The organism is Bradyrhizobium sp. 2TAF36, from assembly GCF_052114925.1.
Classification (GTDB): Bacteria; Pseudomonadota; Alphaproteobacteria; order Rhizobiales; family Xanthobacteraceae; genus Bradyrhizobium; species Bradyrhizobium barranii.
The window spans coordinates 24,465-39,518 of record NZ_JBFRFR010000029.1 but is presented as its reverse complement, the minus strand read 5'-3'; the positions used below and the strand labels follow the sequence as shown (position 1 = coordinate 39,518).

At 62.7% G+C, this 15,054-nt stretch carries 13 protein-coding genes and 1 pseudogene; 2 read left to right on the top strand and 12 right to left on the bottom strand.

Annotated elements, in window-relative coordinates; genetic code table 11:
* The first annotated feature begins 91 nt into the window (after nt 1-91).
* Entirely contained in the window at nt 92-886 is a 795-nt protein-coding gene (locus AB4Z51_RS17965; RefSeq protein ID WP_085404259.1) for a DeoR/GlpR family DNA-binding transcription regulator, read from the top strand.
* Between the two features lie 80 nt (nt 887-966).
* On the opposite strand, the gene AB4Z51_RS17960 is transcribed toward AB4Z51_RS17965, so the two are convergent.
* The 3 genes from AB4Z51_RS17960 to AB4Z51_RS17950 form a co-directional block, all read right to left on the bottom strand.
* On the bottom strand, nt 967-2,076 hold the full coding sequence (locus AB4Z51_RS17960; RefSeq protein ID WP_441497721.1) for a substrate-binding domain-containing protein: 1,110 nt from the start codon (nt 2,074-2,076) through the stop codon (nt 967-969).
* Between the two features lie 147 nt (nt 2,077-2,223).
* Entirely contained in the window at nt 2,224-3,216 is a 993-nt protein-coding gene (locus AB4Z51_RS17955) for an ABC transporter permease (protein ID WP_283017018.1), read from the bottom strand.
* The gene (locus AB4Z51_RS17950) at nt 3,213-4,838 is read right to left on the bottom strand and encodes a sugar ABC transporter ATP-binding protein (protein ID WP_441497720.1); all 1,626 of its coding nucleotides are present in this window, start codon (nt 4,836-4,838) and stop codon (nt 3,213-3,215) included. Before AB4Z51_RS17950 ends, AB4Z51_RS17955 begins: the two co-directional genes overlap by 4 nt.
* 376 nt (nt 4,839-5,214) lie before the next feature.
* Here AB4Z51_RS17950 and AB4Z51_RS17945 point away from each other — a divergent pair.
* Nucleotides 5,215-5,473 (top strand): annotated as a pseudogene (locus tag AB4Z51_RS17945) (hypothetical protein); the annotation flags it as partial.
* Between the two features lie 15 nt (nt 5,474-5,488).
* Here the strand turns inward: AB4Z51_RS17945 and AB4Z51_RS17940 are convergent.
* From AB4Z51_RS17940 to AB4Z51_RS17900, 9 genes are all read right to left on the bottom strand, one after another.
* On the bottom strand, nt 5,489-6,892 hold the full coding sequence (locus AB4Z51_RS17940) for an amidase (RefSeq protein ID WP_441497719.1): 1,404 nt from the start codon (nt 6,890-6,892) through the stop codon (nt 5,489-5,491).
* 86 nt (nt 6,893-6,978) lie between these two features.
* The gene (locus AB4Z51_RS17935) at nt 6,979-7,740 is read right to left on the bottom strand and encodes an SDR family NAD(P)-dependent oxidoreductase (protein WP_441497718.1); all 762 of its coding nucleotides are present in this window, start codon (nt 7,738-7,740) and stop codon (nt 6,979-6,981) included.
* A 47-nt stretch (nt 7,741-7,787) separates the two neighbouring features.
* Nucleotides 7,788-8,513: an ABC transporter ATP-binding protein gene (locus AB4Z51_RS17930; protein ID WP_441497717.1), complete on the bottom strand. Its 726-nt coding sequence runs from the start codon at nt 8,511-8,513 to the stop codon at nt 7,788-7,790.
* Nucleotides 8,503-9,222 carry an ABC transporter ATP-binding protein gene (locus AB4Z51_RS17925; protein WP_085404254.1) on the bottom strand — a complete coding sequence of 240 codons (720 nt, stop codon included), beginning with the start codon at nt 9,220-9,222 and terminating at the stop codon, nt 8,503-8,505. Before AB4Z51_RS17925 ends, AB4Z51_RS17930 begins: the two co-directional genes overlap by 11 nt.
* Before the next feature lie 2 nt (nt 9,223-9,224).
* Nucleotides 9,225-10,298, bottom strand: coding sequence for a branched-chain amino acid ABC transporter permease (locus tag AB4Z51_RS17920; protein ID WP_354076167.1), 1,074 nt, complete (start codon nt 10,296-10,298; stop codon nt 9,225-9,227).
* Between the two features lie 12 nt (nt 10,299-10,310).
* Complete coding sequence (locus tag AB4Z51_RS17915; protein WP_028151201.1) at nt 10,311-11,177, bottom strand: ABC transporter permease subunit; 867 nt, start codon at nt 11,175-11,177, stop codon at nt 10,311-10,313.
* Between the two features lie 98 nt (nt 11,178-11,275).
* Nucleotides 11,276-12,517 carry an urea ABC transporter substrate-binding protein gene (locus tag AB4Z51_RS17910; protein WP_441497716.1) on the bottom strand — a complete coding sequence of 414 codons (1,242 nt, stop codon included), beginning with the start codon at nt 12,515-12,517 and terminating at the stop codon, nt 11,276-11,278.
* 34 nt (nt 12,518-12,551) lie between these two features.
* Nucleotides 12,552-13,550 (bottom strand): acetamidase/formamidase family protein, encoded by a 999-nt coding sequence (locus tag AB4Z51_RS17905; protein ID WP_354076165.1) that lies wholly within the window; start codon nt 13,548-13,550, stop codon nt 12,552-12,554.
* A gap of 17 nt (nt 13,551-13,567) precedes the next feature.
* On the bottom strand, nt 13,568-14,968 hold the full coding sequence (locus AB4Z51_RS17900; protein WP_441497715.1) for an amidase: 1,401 nt from the start codon (nt 14,966-14,968) through the stop codon (nt 13,568-13,570).
* Between the last annotated feature and the right edge of the window lie 86 nt (nt 14,969-15,054).

Sequence of the window (15,054 nt, the reverse complement as noted above, 5' to 3'; positions counted from 1 at the left end):
GCCAAATGTTATTATTGTAACAGATTGACGTTGCTAAACTCACATCATTGTAAGATCATTGTCAACCGGATAAGCAAGCTCGGTGACGAAAATGACTGAAACACCGACCGCACGCCCCAGCGAGACCCGCGTCCAACGGCTGCAACGGCTGCGACGCGCCGTCGAGACGAGCGGCGCACTGCATCTGAAGGACGCCGCAGAGCTGCTGAAGGTGTCGGAGATGACCGTCAGGCGCGACCTTGCCGGGCCCGAGGCGGCGCTCGCCCTGCTCGGCGGCTACGTCGTCAACGCGGCGTCGCCGACCGGGATCAAGTACACATTCGAACAGGAAATCGACCAGCACACGCAGGACAAGCGCCTCGCCTGCCGATCCGCAGCCGCCTCGATCAAGGAAGGTGACACCATCTTCATCGACTGCGGCACCACGATGCAGTCGCTGGCGGATTGCCTGCCTGAGGACATGCCTCTTTCGGTGATCTGCTATTCGCTGAACGTCGCCTCGATCGTCACCCACCGGCCAGCGACGCAGGTGATGTTGATGGGCGGGCTCTACCATCCGTCGTCGCAGTCGTTCTCGTCGGATGACGGCCTGTCCTACCTGCGGCGGCTCGGGGTCAACAAGGCTTTCATCTCGGCCGGCGGCCTGCACTGGACCCGCGGCGCCAGCTGCTCGAATTTTCACGAAGTCGCCATCAAGCAGGCCGTGATCGCTACCGCGATGGAGAGCATCCTCGTGGTCGACGCCAGCAAGCTCGGCAGCCTCAAGCCGGCGTTCTTCTCCGACGTCAGCTCATTCTCGCGGATCATCGTCGGTGGCTCCGTGTCGGCAGACACGCGCAAGCACTTCCGCAGCCTTCCCGTCGAATACGTCACCAGCACAGCCTGATCCGGACGGGGGCTGGTTCGCCCGGATCAGGCTGACTGAACGATGCGCGGTCTCGGTGGATCGCGCATCGCTGTTTCAGGCTAGTTGCAGGCGGGCTTCGCCTTGTTGCAGGCATCCGTCAGCTCGGCCGGCGGGTCCTTCTTGAATACGGTCTTGTAGGACTCCAGCACATTCGACTGCGTCACCGGCAGCGACTGCACACCTACCCAGCCAGGCGTTTCCTTACCCAGCAGCGCGTTCATCATCGCCATCGCCTCGGCGACGCCCTGGTCGTAGGGACGCTGCGAGCCGGTCGCCTTCAGCGGCCCGCCCTTGGCAATCTCGATCGCCGATTGCAGACCGAGGTCGACCGTCGTCATGGGAATATCGATGCCCTGAGCCCGCATCGAGCTCAGCGTGTCGAGCGCCGGTTGATCCCACACCGCGTACAGTCCCTTGACGTCGGGATTGCCGGTCAGGAAGTCGCCCGCGATCTGCGAGACCTTCGGCGGATCGGTGAAGTCGACCTGCTTCATCTTGATGTCAGGGCGGTTTGCTTTCATCCACTCCCGCACGCCCTTGGTGCGCTCGTTGGTGCTGAAATAGTCGACGCCGAAATTGACGAGACCGATGGTGCCGCCCTGCGCCACGCAGGATGCCAGGATCTGTGCCGCGATCTGGCCATTGCCCTGGCTATCGGCCGAGACCATCGTCGCATATTCCTCGGGATGCTTCAGACCAGTCGGGATGCTGTCCATCAGCACGAGCTTGATGCCGGCTTTGGCGATCTTCTTGTAGGTCGGCGCGGTCGCGGTGAAATCGACCGGAATCGAAATGATGCCGTCCGGATGCTGCTGGATCGTGTTCTCGATATCGGCGATCTGCTTGTCCACCTGATATTCGGCGGACGCGACGCCCGTCACCGTCACGCCGTACTTCTTCAGCGTATCGGTGATGCCCTGGATCTGGAGCTGCGACCAGTCGAGGTTGACCGTCTGCATGGAGATGCCGACCTTGAAGTTCTTCTCCTTGATCTTGGCGGCGTCGGCCTCCGACAGCGCGAGCACCTCGGGGGAAGCCGCCTTTTCGCCGTGGGGTCCCTGGCCGACGATCGACTTCGGCCCGAGCTTCGCGAGATCGACACCCTTGACGCAGGTCGCGGGCACTTCGGCGCGAGCCGACGGGATCATCGAGAGGGCGGCAGCGGCCACCAACGCAGTCAAAGGCAAGGTTTGTCGCAAGATTGGTTTCATTGTTTCCTCCATTTTTTGGTCGCCGATTCACCGGAGGGCCAGCGACCTTGCCCCTACCCACGCAGCGCAATGAACTTGTTGTTCAGGCGCCGCGCCTGACTTCGACTAGCGTTTCGTGAAAGCAACCGCGGCAACGATGATCGCGCCCTTGATCACGAGCTGCATCGGCGAGCTCACGCCGAGCAGAACAAGGCCGTTGTTGAGCGTGCCGATGATCAAGCTGCCGAACAGCGTCCCCAGGATGTAGCCGCGCCCGCCGAACAGGCTGCAGCCGCCGAGGATCACCGCGGCGATGACGTCGAGCTCCATGCCCTGCACGACATCTGGCCGCGCGGCATGTGAACGCGCCGACAGCACCAACGCCGCCAATCCGGCCAGCGTGCCGGTCAGGACAAAGGCCGCAGTCGTGATCCGTTTGGTGTTGATGCCGGAATAGAGCGCCGCGGTCGGGTTGCCGCCGACCGCATAGATGCGCCGGCCGAACACGTTATAGTGCAGCAGCAGGATGCCGATAATCATCGCCGCCAAAGTCCAGGCGATCGGAACCGGTATGCCGAGGAACGTGCCTTCGCCAAAGATCGCGAAATAGGTCTCGTTGGTGATGATCACCGGCTTGGTGTTGGTCACCATCATCGCCAGTCCCCGCGCCATGCTCAGCGAGCCCAGCGTCACCAGGAACGACGGGATCGATAGCTGCGTGGTCAGGATGCCATTGAGCAGCCCGACCAGCGCGCCGGTGCCGAGCCCGGCCACGGCACCCACGATCCAGCTGTTGTTGATCTGGCTCATCGCGAGAGCAGCCGCCATGCCTGACAGCGCCAATGTCGAGGCAACCGACAGATCGATCTGACGCGCGATGATGATGAAGGTCATGCCGACCGCGATGATCGACACCAGCGTGGTCTGGCGCCCGATGTTCAGGAAATTGTCGACCGAAAGAAACCAGGGCGAAGACAGGCTGAACACGACCAGCAGGATCACGAAGGCGATGTACAGCATGTACGGCCGCTCGCCCCGCAGCAAATTCTGGAGAATCTTGCGGCGGCGATCAGATGGGGTCGACGAGGCGACCACGTTGGGAGCAGTCAGTTCGGTCATGCGGGAAGCTCTTGCAAGTGGCCCGGCCCGGAGGCCTGGTACATCTGGAGGAGATGATGCAGCTCTTCGGCATCATCGATCTCGCCGCGCGACAGCGTACGAGCTACACGCCCGTTGACGATCACGGAGATGCGGTCGCAGAGCTCGATCAATTCGACGAGATCGGACGAGACGACCAGGACCCCGCTGCCGTCGCGGACGGCATTCCGGATCACGGCATAGATTTCCTCGCGTGCGCCCACGTCGACGCCGACCGTCGGTTCATCCAGGAGCAGCACGCGCGGCCGCGGATCATTCCATTTTCCGAATACGACCTTTTGCTGGTTGCCGCCGGAGAGCGTCCTGACCAGGCTGAACGCGCCTGGCGCTTTCACCGAAAGCCTGGCGACCGCGGTTTCCGCACGCCTGGCGGCGGCGCGTTGCTGCATCCAGCCCCAGCGCGAGAAGTGGGGAATTCGCGGCAAGGTGACGTTTCGCTCGATCGAATGGTCCAGGACCAGACCCTGCACATGCCGGTCTTCCGGCACCAGCGCGATGCCCTGCTCGATCGCATCGGCAGGCCCTCTCGGCAGCCATCGCCGGCCCTCGATCTCGATTGCGCCGCTCTCGAGCGGCCGGAGGCCAAACACTGTCTCCAAAATCTCCGTGCGGCCGCTGCCGATCAATCCGGCGAGGCCGTGGATCTCGCCCTTCAGCACGGACAGATCGACGGCGCGAAGCCGGTCGTTGGACACGTCGGACAGCGACAGAACCGGCGACGGATCCAATTCACGCTTCGCGACAGGTTCGGTGCGCGGGCCCGTGGGTGGCGATCGATCGGTTCCGACGATCGCGTTCACCAGCCGCTTCATGTCGGTCTCGGCGGTGACAAACGTGCCCGCGTTAGCGCCATCGCGCAGCACCGTGACGCGCTGCGAGATCTCGAACACCTCGTTGAGCCGATGGGTCACATAGATCACGCCGACTCCGCGGCGCGTCGCCTTCCCGATCGCATCGAACAGGATCCGGACCTCATCCGATGTCAGCGAGGAGGTCGGCTCGTCGAGGATCAGAAGCCGGACCTCGCCCATCAGCGCCTTGGCGATCTCCGTCATCTGGCGATAGGCGAAAGGCAGCGAGCCGACAGCCGCACTCGCATCCAGGGGAATGCCGAGCGCGTTCAGGAACGCCTCGGCCCTGGCCATCAGCGCGCGCTGCCGGACGAAGCCGAAACGCGCACGCGGCTCACGGCCGAGCAACAGATTGTCCGCAACGCTCAAGGATTCGACGAGGCTGAGATCCTGATAAACGACAGCGATCCCCGCCTCGCGCGACTTCGCCGGGCTGTCGAATTCCACCGGCCTGCCGGCGATCTCGATCGTGCCGCTGTCGAGGGCATGAACACCACTGAGAATCTTGATCAGGGTAGATTTTCCCGCGCCGTTCTCGCCCAGCAGCGCATGAACCTCGCCGGCGCGAACCTCGAGGTTGACGTCACGCAGCGCTCGCACGCCGCCGAAGCGCTTGTTGATGCCACTGACCATCACAAGCGAGGTCGACGACCGAGGTTCTGCTGCAACCGAACCGGACAGTTCCAAACTTTCCTCCCGTCGCCCCGCAAGACGCTGGTACGATGGTGACATATTGTTATTTTTGCAACTTATCCTGTTATAATTCTATCATCTCCGCTGACCTGTCAATGGCGGATCACGTCGCKGGGCCGGATCTAACCCTGGCCCCATCTCGATTTGTGCGGTTGCGAACGTCAGTACAGACAGCCGGCCTTCCCAGCGCGGATCTGTTCAACATCAGGAACGGAGCAAAGCTTCACGACGCGCTCCATCCGGTCCTGGCGGCAAGCACCCGATCATCCAAGCGAGAGGAGGCAGGCCCCGCGATCGATCAGCGCAAGCGTGTGCCGACAGAAAGGTAGATGCATAGGCGACGCGTGACAGCCATGGCGATGAGGCGGCCTTAGCCAAGCACACTAGACCGCGCGCGACACTTCGCTCCAATTCTGTGGATGACAATCCCTGCGACACGTCGTGCTCGTCGCGTCATTCCCGCCGCGCGGGATTACGTTCCTCGCCCTCGATCGTGCCGGCCGACCGCATCGACCGCGACATCTATCTGGTGCTTGAAGACGTCGGCGCGCGCTGGTTGCGCCCGGCGCGAGACCGACGAGGCTGACACCAACCTCGAGATCATCCTGCAAAATCTGCGGTCCGGCCAGTACGCCTATCCGGTCCGAATTGTATCCTTCAATCCCGTCCAGGGGTAGTCGCGGGATGCTTCATTCGATGGAAGCACGCTGCGTATGCCAATCCGTCACTGACTGGAAGGCATACGCGGTGCGCGTGAGCGTATCTTCGGACAGATGCGGGCCGACGAGTTGCATGCTGAGCGGCAACCCGTCCGCCGCCATGCCGTTCGGCAGCGTGATGGTCGGACTGCCCGAGAAATCGAACACTGCCGTGAAGCGCAGGATGCTGAGCAGCACGCCCGGATCGGCGCCGTATTCGCCCATCTTGGTCAGCGTTGGGATCGGCACAGGCATGGTGGGAATCAGGAGCAGGTCGATATCGCCGAACAGCGCCGCGAGGCTGCCGCAGAATTTCAACCGCTCATGATGGATCTGAGCGATCTCGACGCCATTCATCGACCTGCCCTGCTCGATCAGTTGCGCCAGATCTGGGCCGTATTCCGACTTCCGCGACGGATAGGTCTCGAGATGCGCTTCTGCCGTCTCGATGGAGCACATCGGAATCCACATGCTCACGAGCTTCTCGTAAGCTGGGAACTTGACCTCACGAATATCGGCGCCGAGGTCCGCAAGCGTACGCTCCGCTTCCAGCAAGGCGGCGACCACCTGCGGATCGATCCCGTCCTGCGTGTAGCTGCGGTCCACGCCAATCCGTAAGCCTCGCACGCCGTCACCGATCCCCGCCAGATAGTTCGGCACCGGCGCCTGAAGGGCGGTCGGATCATTGACGTCTGCGCCCGCGATGACGCCGAGCATGGCCGCGGCATCGGCTGCGCTCCGGCACATCGGCCCGACATGATCGAGAGAGTCAGCCAGCGGGAAGACGCCGTGGCGGCTCACACGTCCCCAGGTGGGCTTGATCCCGGTCAGCCCGCACGTCGCCGACGGAAACCGGATCGAGCCGCCGGTGTCGCTGCCGATCGAGCCAAAGCAAAGTCCCGCCGAAGTGGCCACGCCCGATCCGCTTGAGGAGGAGCCGACCCAGTAGTCGGTCCCCCAGGGATTGAGCGGCGCTTGGTCGTCGGGATGATGGCTCGTATAGGCGCCCTCGGTCATTTTTAGCTTGCCGAGCGTGACGGCGCCGGCGTGTTCGAGCCGGTCCACGATCGTCGCGTTGAAGGAGGGGACGAACCTAGCGTGGATCGTGGTACCACCAGCGGTCGGCGCGAAAGTGGTGTAGCAGAGATCCTTCAATCCGATCGGCACGCCGTGCAGCGGCCCGCGCCAGATGCCCTTGGCAAGCTCGGCGTCACAGCGCTTCGCCTGCGCCATGGCCCGCTCGGCGAGGACGAGCGCGTAGCCGTGAAACTTCTGATCGAGCTTCGCGATCCGGCCCAGCATCACCTCGGTCACTTTCGAAGGTAGAAGCTCGCCGCGGCGGAACAGCTCGGAGATTTCGATGATCGACTTGTAGTGAATTGGATCTGCTGACATCTGACTGTCCTGCTGTTGTCGGAAACGGCTTCGCCCACCGGCGCCGCAGACGGCCCGGTTTCGTGACTGCGCTACTCAGGGAGCGCCTAGAACTGCACGCCGCGCGTGAGGGCACCGTCGACCACGAGGTTGGTCCCCGTGATGAAACTCGCTGCCTTGCTGGCAAGGAACACCGCACCGTTCGCCATTTCCTGCGGCGTTCCCATGCGGCCGGTCGGATTCAGCGCCAGCGCGGTCTTGTACAACTCGGGATTGCCGTCCTTGATCTGATTCCAGACACCGCCCTCGAAATAGGTATTGCCCGGCGACACCGAATTGGCGCGGATGCCTTTGCCGGCAAGCTGGAAGGCGAGACCTTGCGTATAGTGGATGATCGCGGCCTTGAACGTGCCGTAGGGGCCGCTCGCGAAGTCAACCTCCCGCCCTGAAACGCTGGCGATGGTCACGATCGCCGCGGCCTTGCTCTTCTCGAGATACGGCATCGCCGCATTGACCAGCCGTACGGTGCCCATCATGTCGGTGGAGAATTCCTTCTCCCAGCTCTCCTCGTCCTGTCCGATCGACAGCGCACTGACATTGGCGACCACGACGTCGATGCCGCCAAGCTTCGAGGCCATGTCCTCGACCCAGGCCTTGAGCGCCGGGCCGTTGGAGACATCGACCGAACGACCAAAGGCAGCGACGCCCTTCGCCTTGATCGCGGCGACTGCGCTATCGACGTCGGCCTGGTTGCGCGCGCAGATGCCGACATCCGCGCCTTCCGCCGCGAACGTGTCGGCGATCGCCCTGCCGATCCCCTTGGTGCTGCCGGTGACGAGAACCTTTGCTCCCTTGAGTCCCAGATCCATGTCCATTCCCTCCCTATTGACGACTTGAAAACATGCCATGCGGCCGTTCAGAGCAGGAGCTGCTCGCGGACATTGTCCTCGTTAACCTCGCCACCCGCCAGCGACTGCGCGATCTTGCCCTTCTCCATGATGTAACAACGCTCGGCGATTGCCAGGATCGTGTCGAGGTTCTGCTCGACGAAGATGATGGTGGTCCCGAGCTCGTTCCGGAACGATCTCAGCGCCTCGCAGATGTGCTGGACGATCGAGGGCTGGATACCCTCGGACGGCTCGTCCAGGATCATCAAGGACGGATTGCCGATCAGCGCGCGGCCTATGGCGAGCTGTTGCTGCTCGCCGCCAGACATCGTGCCTGCGGCCTGCCGCCGGCGTTCCTTCAGTCGCGGAAAATACTCATAGACGAGTTCAGGCAGCTTCTTGCCGCCGGGACCGCCGATCAACTCGCCGACCTGCAGGTTTTCCTCGACGGTCATCTGCGGAAAGACATCGCGTCCCTGCGGGATGTAGCCGAAGCCCGCCCTCGCCCGCGCGTCGGCTTCGAGCTTTGTTACGTCCTGCTCCATGAAGCTGATCGTGCCACGCCAGGTTTGCAGCAAACCGATCAGGCACCGCATCAGAGTCGACTTGCCGACACCGTTACGGCCGATCACGCCGACAATCTCGCCGCGGGAGACCGACATGGTGACGCCCTGCAGAATCGGCGTCGCACCGTATCCCGCCCATAATTCCGATACGTCCAGAATCCGGTCAGYGGGCTTGGGTTCAGTGAGCATGCGTCTTACCGAGATAAATTTCCGCGACTTTCGCGTCCTGCAAAATGCTTTCGAGATCGCCGCGTGCGAAAATCTTGCCGAGATGCAGCACCGTGACGCGCTGGGCGACCTGGCGCACGAAGGCCATGTCATGCTCGACGACAAGGACCGTCATGCCCTCTGCATTGAACGACTTGATCAGCTCGCCGGTCTTGAAGGTTTCCTCCGGCGACATGCCGGCAGTCGGCTCGTCCAGCAGCAGGAGCTGCGGCTTCAGCGCCAGCGCCATCCCGATCTCGAGCCATTGCTGCTGGCCATGCGACAGCGCACCCGCGAGCTTATCGCTGTCCGGCCCCAGGTTGAGCAGAGTCAGCAGGCGATCCTCCTCGGCGATGCGTTCCGCGCCGGACAGTCGTTCCTGGAGCGCAGTCTGGATGTTTTGCCGAACCGGCAGCTCCTTGAACACGCTCGGAGCCTGCATCTTGATGCTCATGCCTCGCTGCACGCGTGCGTAGGGACGCTCCTTGGTGATGTCGACGGTATCGAACAGGATGCTGCCCTGGCTCGGCGGGTAGAGACCCACGATCAGCTTGAACAATGTGCTCTTGCCGGCGCCATTGGGTCCGATCAGGCAGTGGACCTCACCGGCGTTGACCGTGAGGTCGACGTCGGAGACTGCGGTCAATCCGCCAAAACGCTTGGATACGCCTTTGACTTCGACCAGCGCCATGATCAGGGCTCTTCCGACTGCAAGCGACCAGCCTCCGCCATGACGGGGCTATCATCGCGCCGCCGACGCCCGCTCCACCAGTCGGCAGCAAGCTTGCCGATGCCGAGCACAAAACCCTGCGGCGCCAGCATCACCGTGGCGAGCAGCAGCGCTCCCATCAGCACGAGTGCTGCCTGCTGGCTGTAGACCGTGATGGTCTGAAAGCCGAACAGCAGCAGGAACGATCCGACCAGAGTTGCGGTCAGGTCGCTCCGTCCGGAGAAAGCCACCCATACGATGGGCATCGCCGCCGCAGGCAGGCCAATGCTGGACGGCGTGATGAATTGGCCCCAGGACGTGTACAGCGCACCACTCAGCCCTGCGAGGCCGCTGCCGATCACGAAGGTCAGGAGCTGGTATTTCCGGACGTCATAACCCAGCATCTCGGCGCGCTGCGGGTTCTCGCGCGTCGCCACGATAACGTTGCCGATGCCCGAATTCACGAGCATGCGCAGCGCGAGATAGACGATCACGATCAGCGCGATCATGACGTAGTAGAGCGCCGATCCCTCGATATAGAAGTCGCCGACGGCGAGCGGGTCCATGCCCTTCATGCCGTTGAAGCCATTCAGCCGCGCCGGGCCGATGTGCCATTCCGGCCCCGCGGTCTGGCCGAGGAAGAAGGCAAGCACCAGCGTCGCAGACAGCGTCACGATCCCGAAGAAGATGCCGTTGATGCCACCCCAGATCATGAAATAGCCGAGGATGCCGGCCGCCACCATCGCAAGGACAACGGACAGCGCAAGCGCGGCGATCGTTGCGGTGCCGCCGCCCATGTTAATCGCGAGCACGCCATAACCGTAACCGGCGATGCCGAAGAACAAGGTCTGGCCGAACGACAGCATCCCGCCATAGCCCCACATCAGGCAGAGGCCGAGCGCCATGAATATCCAGATCAGGAAATAGGCGAAATTCCCCACATCATAGGAGTCGGCGAACAGCGGATATGTCAATGCGCCCGCGAGCACTGCAAGGAAGCAGGACCAGAAGATCTTGCCACGTCCGAGCGTCTGCGGACCTTCCAGCAGCTTGAACATCACAAATTCCCTTTAGCGCCCACGACGAACCAGAACGCTGGAGAGCCCCTCGGGCAACACCCGAATGATCAAAATAACGGCGACCAGCATGCCAATCTGTCCGATGATCTGGCCGTAGCTCGCGTTCAGCGCCATCCGGATCATCGCCAGGAACACAGCGGCCGGCGCTGTTCCTAGCAGCACGTTTGCCCCTCCAATGACGACCGTCACGAAGCTTTCGACCACGAAGGTCGCCCCCATGGTCGGGATCAGCGTCATCGTTGGCGCGTAGAGCGCCCCGCAAAGTCCTGCAAGGCCGGTGCCGATCCCGAAGCTGATCGAATAGATTCGGCCCGTTCGCGCGCCCAGCGCCTTCGCCATCGCCGCATTCTGCATCGTCGCCCGGGCGATCACACCAAAGCGCGTCTTCATGAAAACGATGTAGAGACCGCCCAGCACGGCCACCGCGCAACCGAACAGAACCAGACGATAGGTCGAAAACGTATAGCCGCCGATTGCGAAGCTTCCCTCGGGCGTTCCGATGCCCCGCACGGCTGAACCGACAATCAGAAGCATCGATTGCGTCACGATGAGGCTGAGCCCCCAAGTGGCGAGCAGAGAATCCAGCGGCCGCTTGTAGAAGCGCCGCACGATCAGGAACTCGACGGCGACACCGATGAGCCCCGCCGTCAGCGCAGCGAGGATCTGGGCAATCGCGAGCGGAACGCCCAGATTCACCAGGCCGACGGTGACATAGGCGCCGCACATGATGAACTCGCCATGCGCCATATTGATGACGCCCATCATGCCGAACACGATGGCGAGACCTGCGGCCGAGAGAATGAGGAACGCGAACACGTCGGCGAACTGATAGAATACCGAGAATACTTCAGCCGACATCTTGGTCCCTTTGTCGATCCCGGCGCCGCATCGTTGCGGCGCCGGCCTTGTCCAAGAACGCAACTCTCAATACGAGCAAAATCCGTGCCCGTCAGGCGTCACGATTTCTTCGGGAGATGGCTCGGCGTGTACTGATCCTTGTCGTTCTTCTTGGTGAGATCGCAACCGATCTCGCCAAGCCAGTACGGCTGGATCGTCCCATAGTCCTTCTCGACCTTCACCTCATGCTTCGGCCCGACCGAGATCAGGCGCATGCGGTGCGAGGTGTGCTGGCTCTTCGGATCGATGCACACCTTGCCTTCGGGAGCATCGATGCATGCATCGCCGGTCGCGATGACCTTGCGCATGTCGTCGAGCTTGATCGACTTCGCCTTCTCGACCAGCGCCTTGTACATGTAGAGCGCATTATAGGCATTGTAGCCCATGTCGTTGATGTAGAGCTCGTCAGGGAATTTCGCGTGCCAGCGCTTCTTGAACTCGGTAGCCTCTGGCGTGTCGATCTCCTCGAACCAATTCGCAGTCGCATGCATGTTGTTAAGCGCCGGCGGCTTGAACCGCTTGTGCTCGAAGCCGAGCATGACCTTGATCGACGATCCCATCGGCAGATTGAGGTTGGCCGCAGCCGCCTGCTCGAAGAATGAATCCTGGGCAGCGCCGACATTGATCGTGAGCAACCAATCCGGCTTTGCCTTCTGGATGTTCTGGATGGTCTGCGCGAACTGCGACACGCCGAGGGGAATGAACTCCTCACCGACGACCTCGCCGCCGAGATCCTTCATGATCTTGCGGTTCCACTCCGCCGAGATCTGACCGAAATTGTAGTCGGCCGCGATGACATAGACCTTCTTGCCGAACTTCTCGACCATCCACGGGATCAGCGTCGAGAATTGCTGCTCGGGCACCGCGCCCATGCTGATCATGCTGGCGTCGCAGACACCGCCTTCATACTGGTTGGTGTAGAAGTACGGTGTCGAGGTGCGATCGACGATGGGACGCAGCGCCTCGCGCGAGGCCGAGGTGATGCCGCCGATCAGCACGTCGACCTTGTCGCGGTTGAGCAGTCGACGGCCGAACTCCTGATAGCGCGCGTTGTCGCCCTGCGGATCGAGGTGAATCAACTCGATCTGCCGACCAAGGATACCGCCGCTCTTGTTGATCTCCTCGACGGCCAGCTGAGAGCCGTGCAGCTTCGGCATGCCCATGAAGGCGAGGTCGCCTGACACGTCCTCGAGCAGACCCACCTTCAATGGCGGTTCCGCCGCCCGAGCAACACTCACCCCCGCCGCTGTACCGAGCATAGCGCCGAGCAAGACCATTCCGAGCTTACTTCTCGAATTCATCGTGATATCCCCTGTTTCTGAAAGCGGCTGAATGTCATGGCTTGAGGTAATTCTTCAGGATCGATGCGCCCATCGTGTACTTTGGGTCGACCATGTTGCCGAGGCGCATGCGGCCGGCCTGGCTAAGCAGCATGTAGGCGTCGATCTCGTCGAAGCCGTAATCGGCCGCCATCCACCGCACGAGTTCGCGATAGGCGATACGGGCCGCGTCTTCGAGCGGGCGGGCGCTACCGATCGTCATGATGAAGTCCTTTGTCTCGAGCCGCGGCCAGGCGAAGCTCCAGTTCTTGATCAGGTCGACCTGCAACGTGACGGTCGCGCGCTGCTCCAGCGCCACGCCGGAGAGTTCGCCGTCGCCTTGCGTCGCGTGACAGTCGCCGACGTAGAGCATCCCGCCGTCGGTATGCACCGGGAAATAGATGATCGCGCCGGGGGCGACGTCGGGCAGATCCATGTTGCCGCCGTGGTAGTCAGGCTGCAGCGACGAGATCGCCTCGATCTCCGGCGAGACGCCGATGGTGCCGATGAACGGCTCGTAGGGCAGCGTGATCTTGTCGTTCCAGCGTATGCCGTTCCTGTCTACATGCAGCTTCCTCACGCGCTCCGGCAGGGGCGGATTGAGCAGCGCCGTCGAGCTTGTTCCGACCAACCCGCCGAATTCCGGAATGATGCAGGTCGTACCGGCCGGCTGTTCACCCCGCGTCTCGACGTCGCGGATGTAGATCGCGAGGCAATCGCCCTTCTTGGCGCCCTTGACGGCGATCGGCCCGCATTGCGGGTTGAGATAGGGGAAGTTCAGTTTGGCCGTGGGGCTGTCGCTCTCCTTGGTGAGCACGCCGCCGAAGGCATCTTCCGTCTCGACGACAACGACTCCACCCGGGTCGATCGACAGGGTCGGCGTGGCGTAGGGACCGTAGACGTAGTGGAAGCTGCCCTGCTGCTCGATGGTCAGACTGTGCGTCGCGCCGGTCGCGCCCTTTGCGACCGCACGCCTGGCCATGATGGAATTCTTCAACCAGTCTTCTGCGGGCATATGATCGGCTCCTCAACTCAGATCCCGGGATGACGCTTGTGCCAGTCGGTAACGCGCTGGAACGCATCGCCCGCGCGAACGAGGCCGGCCTCATCGAAATGACGACCGACGAACTGGAAGCCAACCGGACCGCCATTCGCGGCGAAGCCGCCGGGTAGCGTCACGGTCGGGCTTCCCGTCATGTCGAACGGGCATGTGAAGCGAAGCAAGCCTGCGATCAGCGAGGCGTCCTCGCCGAGCGACGCCATCTTGGCGAGCGTGGGCGCGGCGAATGCCTGGGCCGGCACTGCGAGGAGATCGACCGATTCGAACAGAAGGCGGACGGCGCCACGAAACGCTTCGCGCCGGAGCACGATCTTCTGATAGTCCATGCCGGACTGCTGCCGACCGAGATCGAGCAGACCAGCGAGTGCCGGGCCGTACTCGTCCTTGCGCGCGGGATAAGTGTCCTCGTGCGCGACGGCGACCTCGATGCCGCAGAGCGGGAACCAGTCGTCGATGACCGCCTTGGGATCGGGGAACGTGATCTCCTTGATCTTCGCACCGAGATCGGCCGCTACACGCAGACCCTCGGTCAACACCTTGGCCGCATCGCCATCGGTGCCTTCGCTGGTCCAGCGCCGGTCGACGCCGATCGTCACGCCGCGAAGGTCGCCGGACAAACTGGCGAGATAGTCAGGCACGGGCAGCGGAACCGACGTCGTGTCCTTGGGGTCCTGACCCGCGATCACGCCGAGGATGGCGCCGCAATCGGCCGCGCTCCTTGCCATCGGGCCGATATGATCCAGCGTCGCCGCAAGCTCGAATGCGCCGTAGCGGCTGACGCGTCCCCAGGTCGGCTTGAGCCCGGTGACGCCGTTAGCCGCGGACGGAAAGCGGATTGATCCGCCCGTATCGGTGCCGAGCGAGCCGAAGCAGAGGCCCGCCGCAGTAGCGACGCCGGAGCCGCTCGAGGATGCGCCAGGCCAGAGATCCGCGTTCCACGGGTTCTTCGGTGGGTCGATCTTCGGGTGATGATCGGCGTAGGCGCCCTCGGTTTGCTGCAGCTTGCCGAGGATGATGGCGCCGGCATCTTTCAACCGCGCAACTACCGTTGCATCCTCGGAGGGACGGAAATCTCGATGAATGGTCATGCCATGGGCCGCCGGCGCGCCCTTGGCCCAGCAGAGATCCTTGACCGCCACTGGCACACCATGCAGCGGCCCCTTGATCTTGCCGGAAGCGATCTCCTTCTCGGCCGAGGCAGCGTCCGCGAGCGCCGAGTCAGCCATCACATAAGCGAAACTCTTGAGCTTGCCGTCGAGCTTCTCGATCCGCCCGAGCATCGCTTTGGTCGCTTCGACCGGCGACAGCTCCTTCGCCTGGATCTTCCGCCCGACGTCGACGAGTCCGAGATAGTGGAGATCTGTTGCCGCCATCGTTCTTCATCCTCACACTCGATGTGACGCGCGGTCGTCTCCGCGCATGCGTCACCGTTCTGGCGACGCGGACGCATCGCCAGCTT

Excerpts from the sequence above, each read along its gene's own strand:
- AB4Z51_RS17965 (WP_085404259.1), top strand. The coding sequence starts at position 92 with ATGACTGAAACACCGACCGCACGCCCCAGCGAGACCCGCGTCCAACGG.
- AB4Z51_RS17955 (WP_283017018.1), bottom strand. The coding sequence starts at position 3,216 with ATGACCGAACTGACTGCTCCCAACGTGGTCGCCTCGTCGACCCCATCT.
- AB4Z51_RS17950 (WP_441497720.1), bottom strand. The coding sequence starts at position 4,838 with ATGTCACCATCGTACCAGCGTCTTGCGGGGCGACGGGAGGAAAGTTTG.
- AB4Z51_RS17940 (WP_441497719.1), bottom strand. The coding sequence starts at position 6,892 with ATGTCAGCAGATCCAATTCACTACAAGTCGATCATCGAAATCTCCGAG.
- AB4Z51_RS17935 (WP_441497718.1), bottom strand. The coding sequence starts at position 7,740 with ATGGATCTGGGACTCAAGGGAGCAAAGGTTCTCGTCACCGGCAGCACC.
- AB4Z51_RS17925 (WP_085404254.1), bottom strand. The coding sequence starts at position 9,222 with ATGGCGCTGGTCGAAGTCAAAGGCGTATCCAAGCGTTTTGGCGGATTG.
- AB4Z51_RS17920 (WP_354076167.1), bottom strand. The coding sequence starts at position 10,298 with ATGTTCAAGCTGCTGGAAGGTCCGCAGACGCTCGGACGTGGCAAGATC.
- AB4Z51_RS17915 (WP_028151201.1), bottom strand. The coding sequence starts at position 11,177 with ATGTCGGCTGAAGTATTCTCGGTATTCTATCAGTTCGCCGACGTGTTC.
- AB4Z51_RS17910 (WP_441497716.1), bottom strand. The coding sequence starts at position 12,517 with ATGAATTCGAGAAGTAAGCTCGGAATGGTCTTGCTCGGCGCTATGCTC.
- AB4Z51_RS17905 (WP_354076165.1), bottom strand. The coding sequence starts at position 13,550 with ATGCCCGCAGAAGACTGGTTGAAGAATTCCATCATGGCCAGGCGTGCG.
- AB4Z51_RS17900 (WP_441497715.1), bottom strand. The coding sequence starts at position 14,968 with ATGGCGGCAACAGATCTCCACTATCTCGGACTCGTCGACGTCGGGCGG.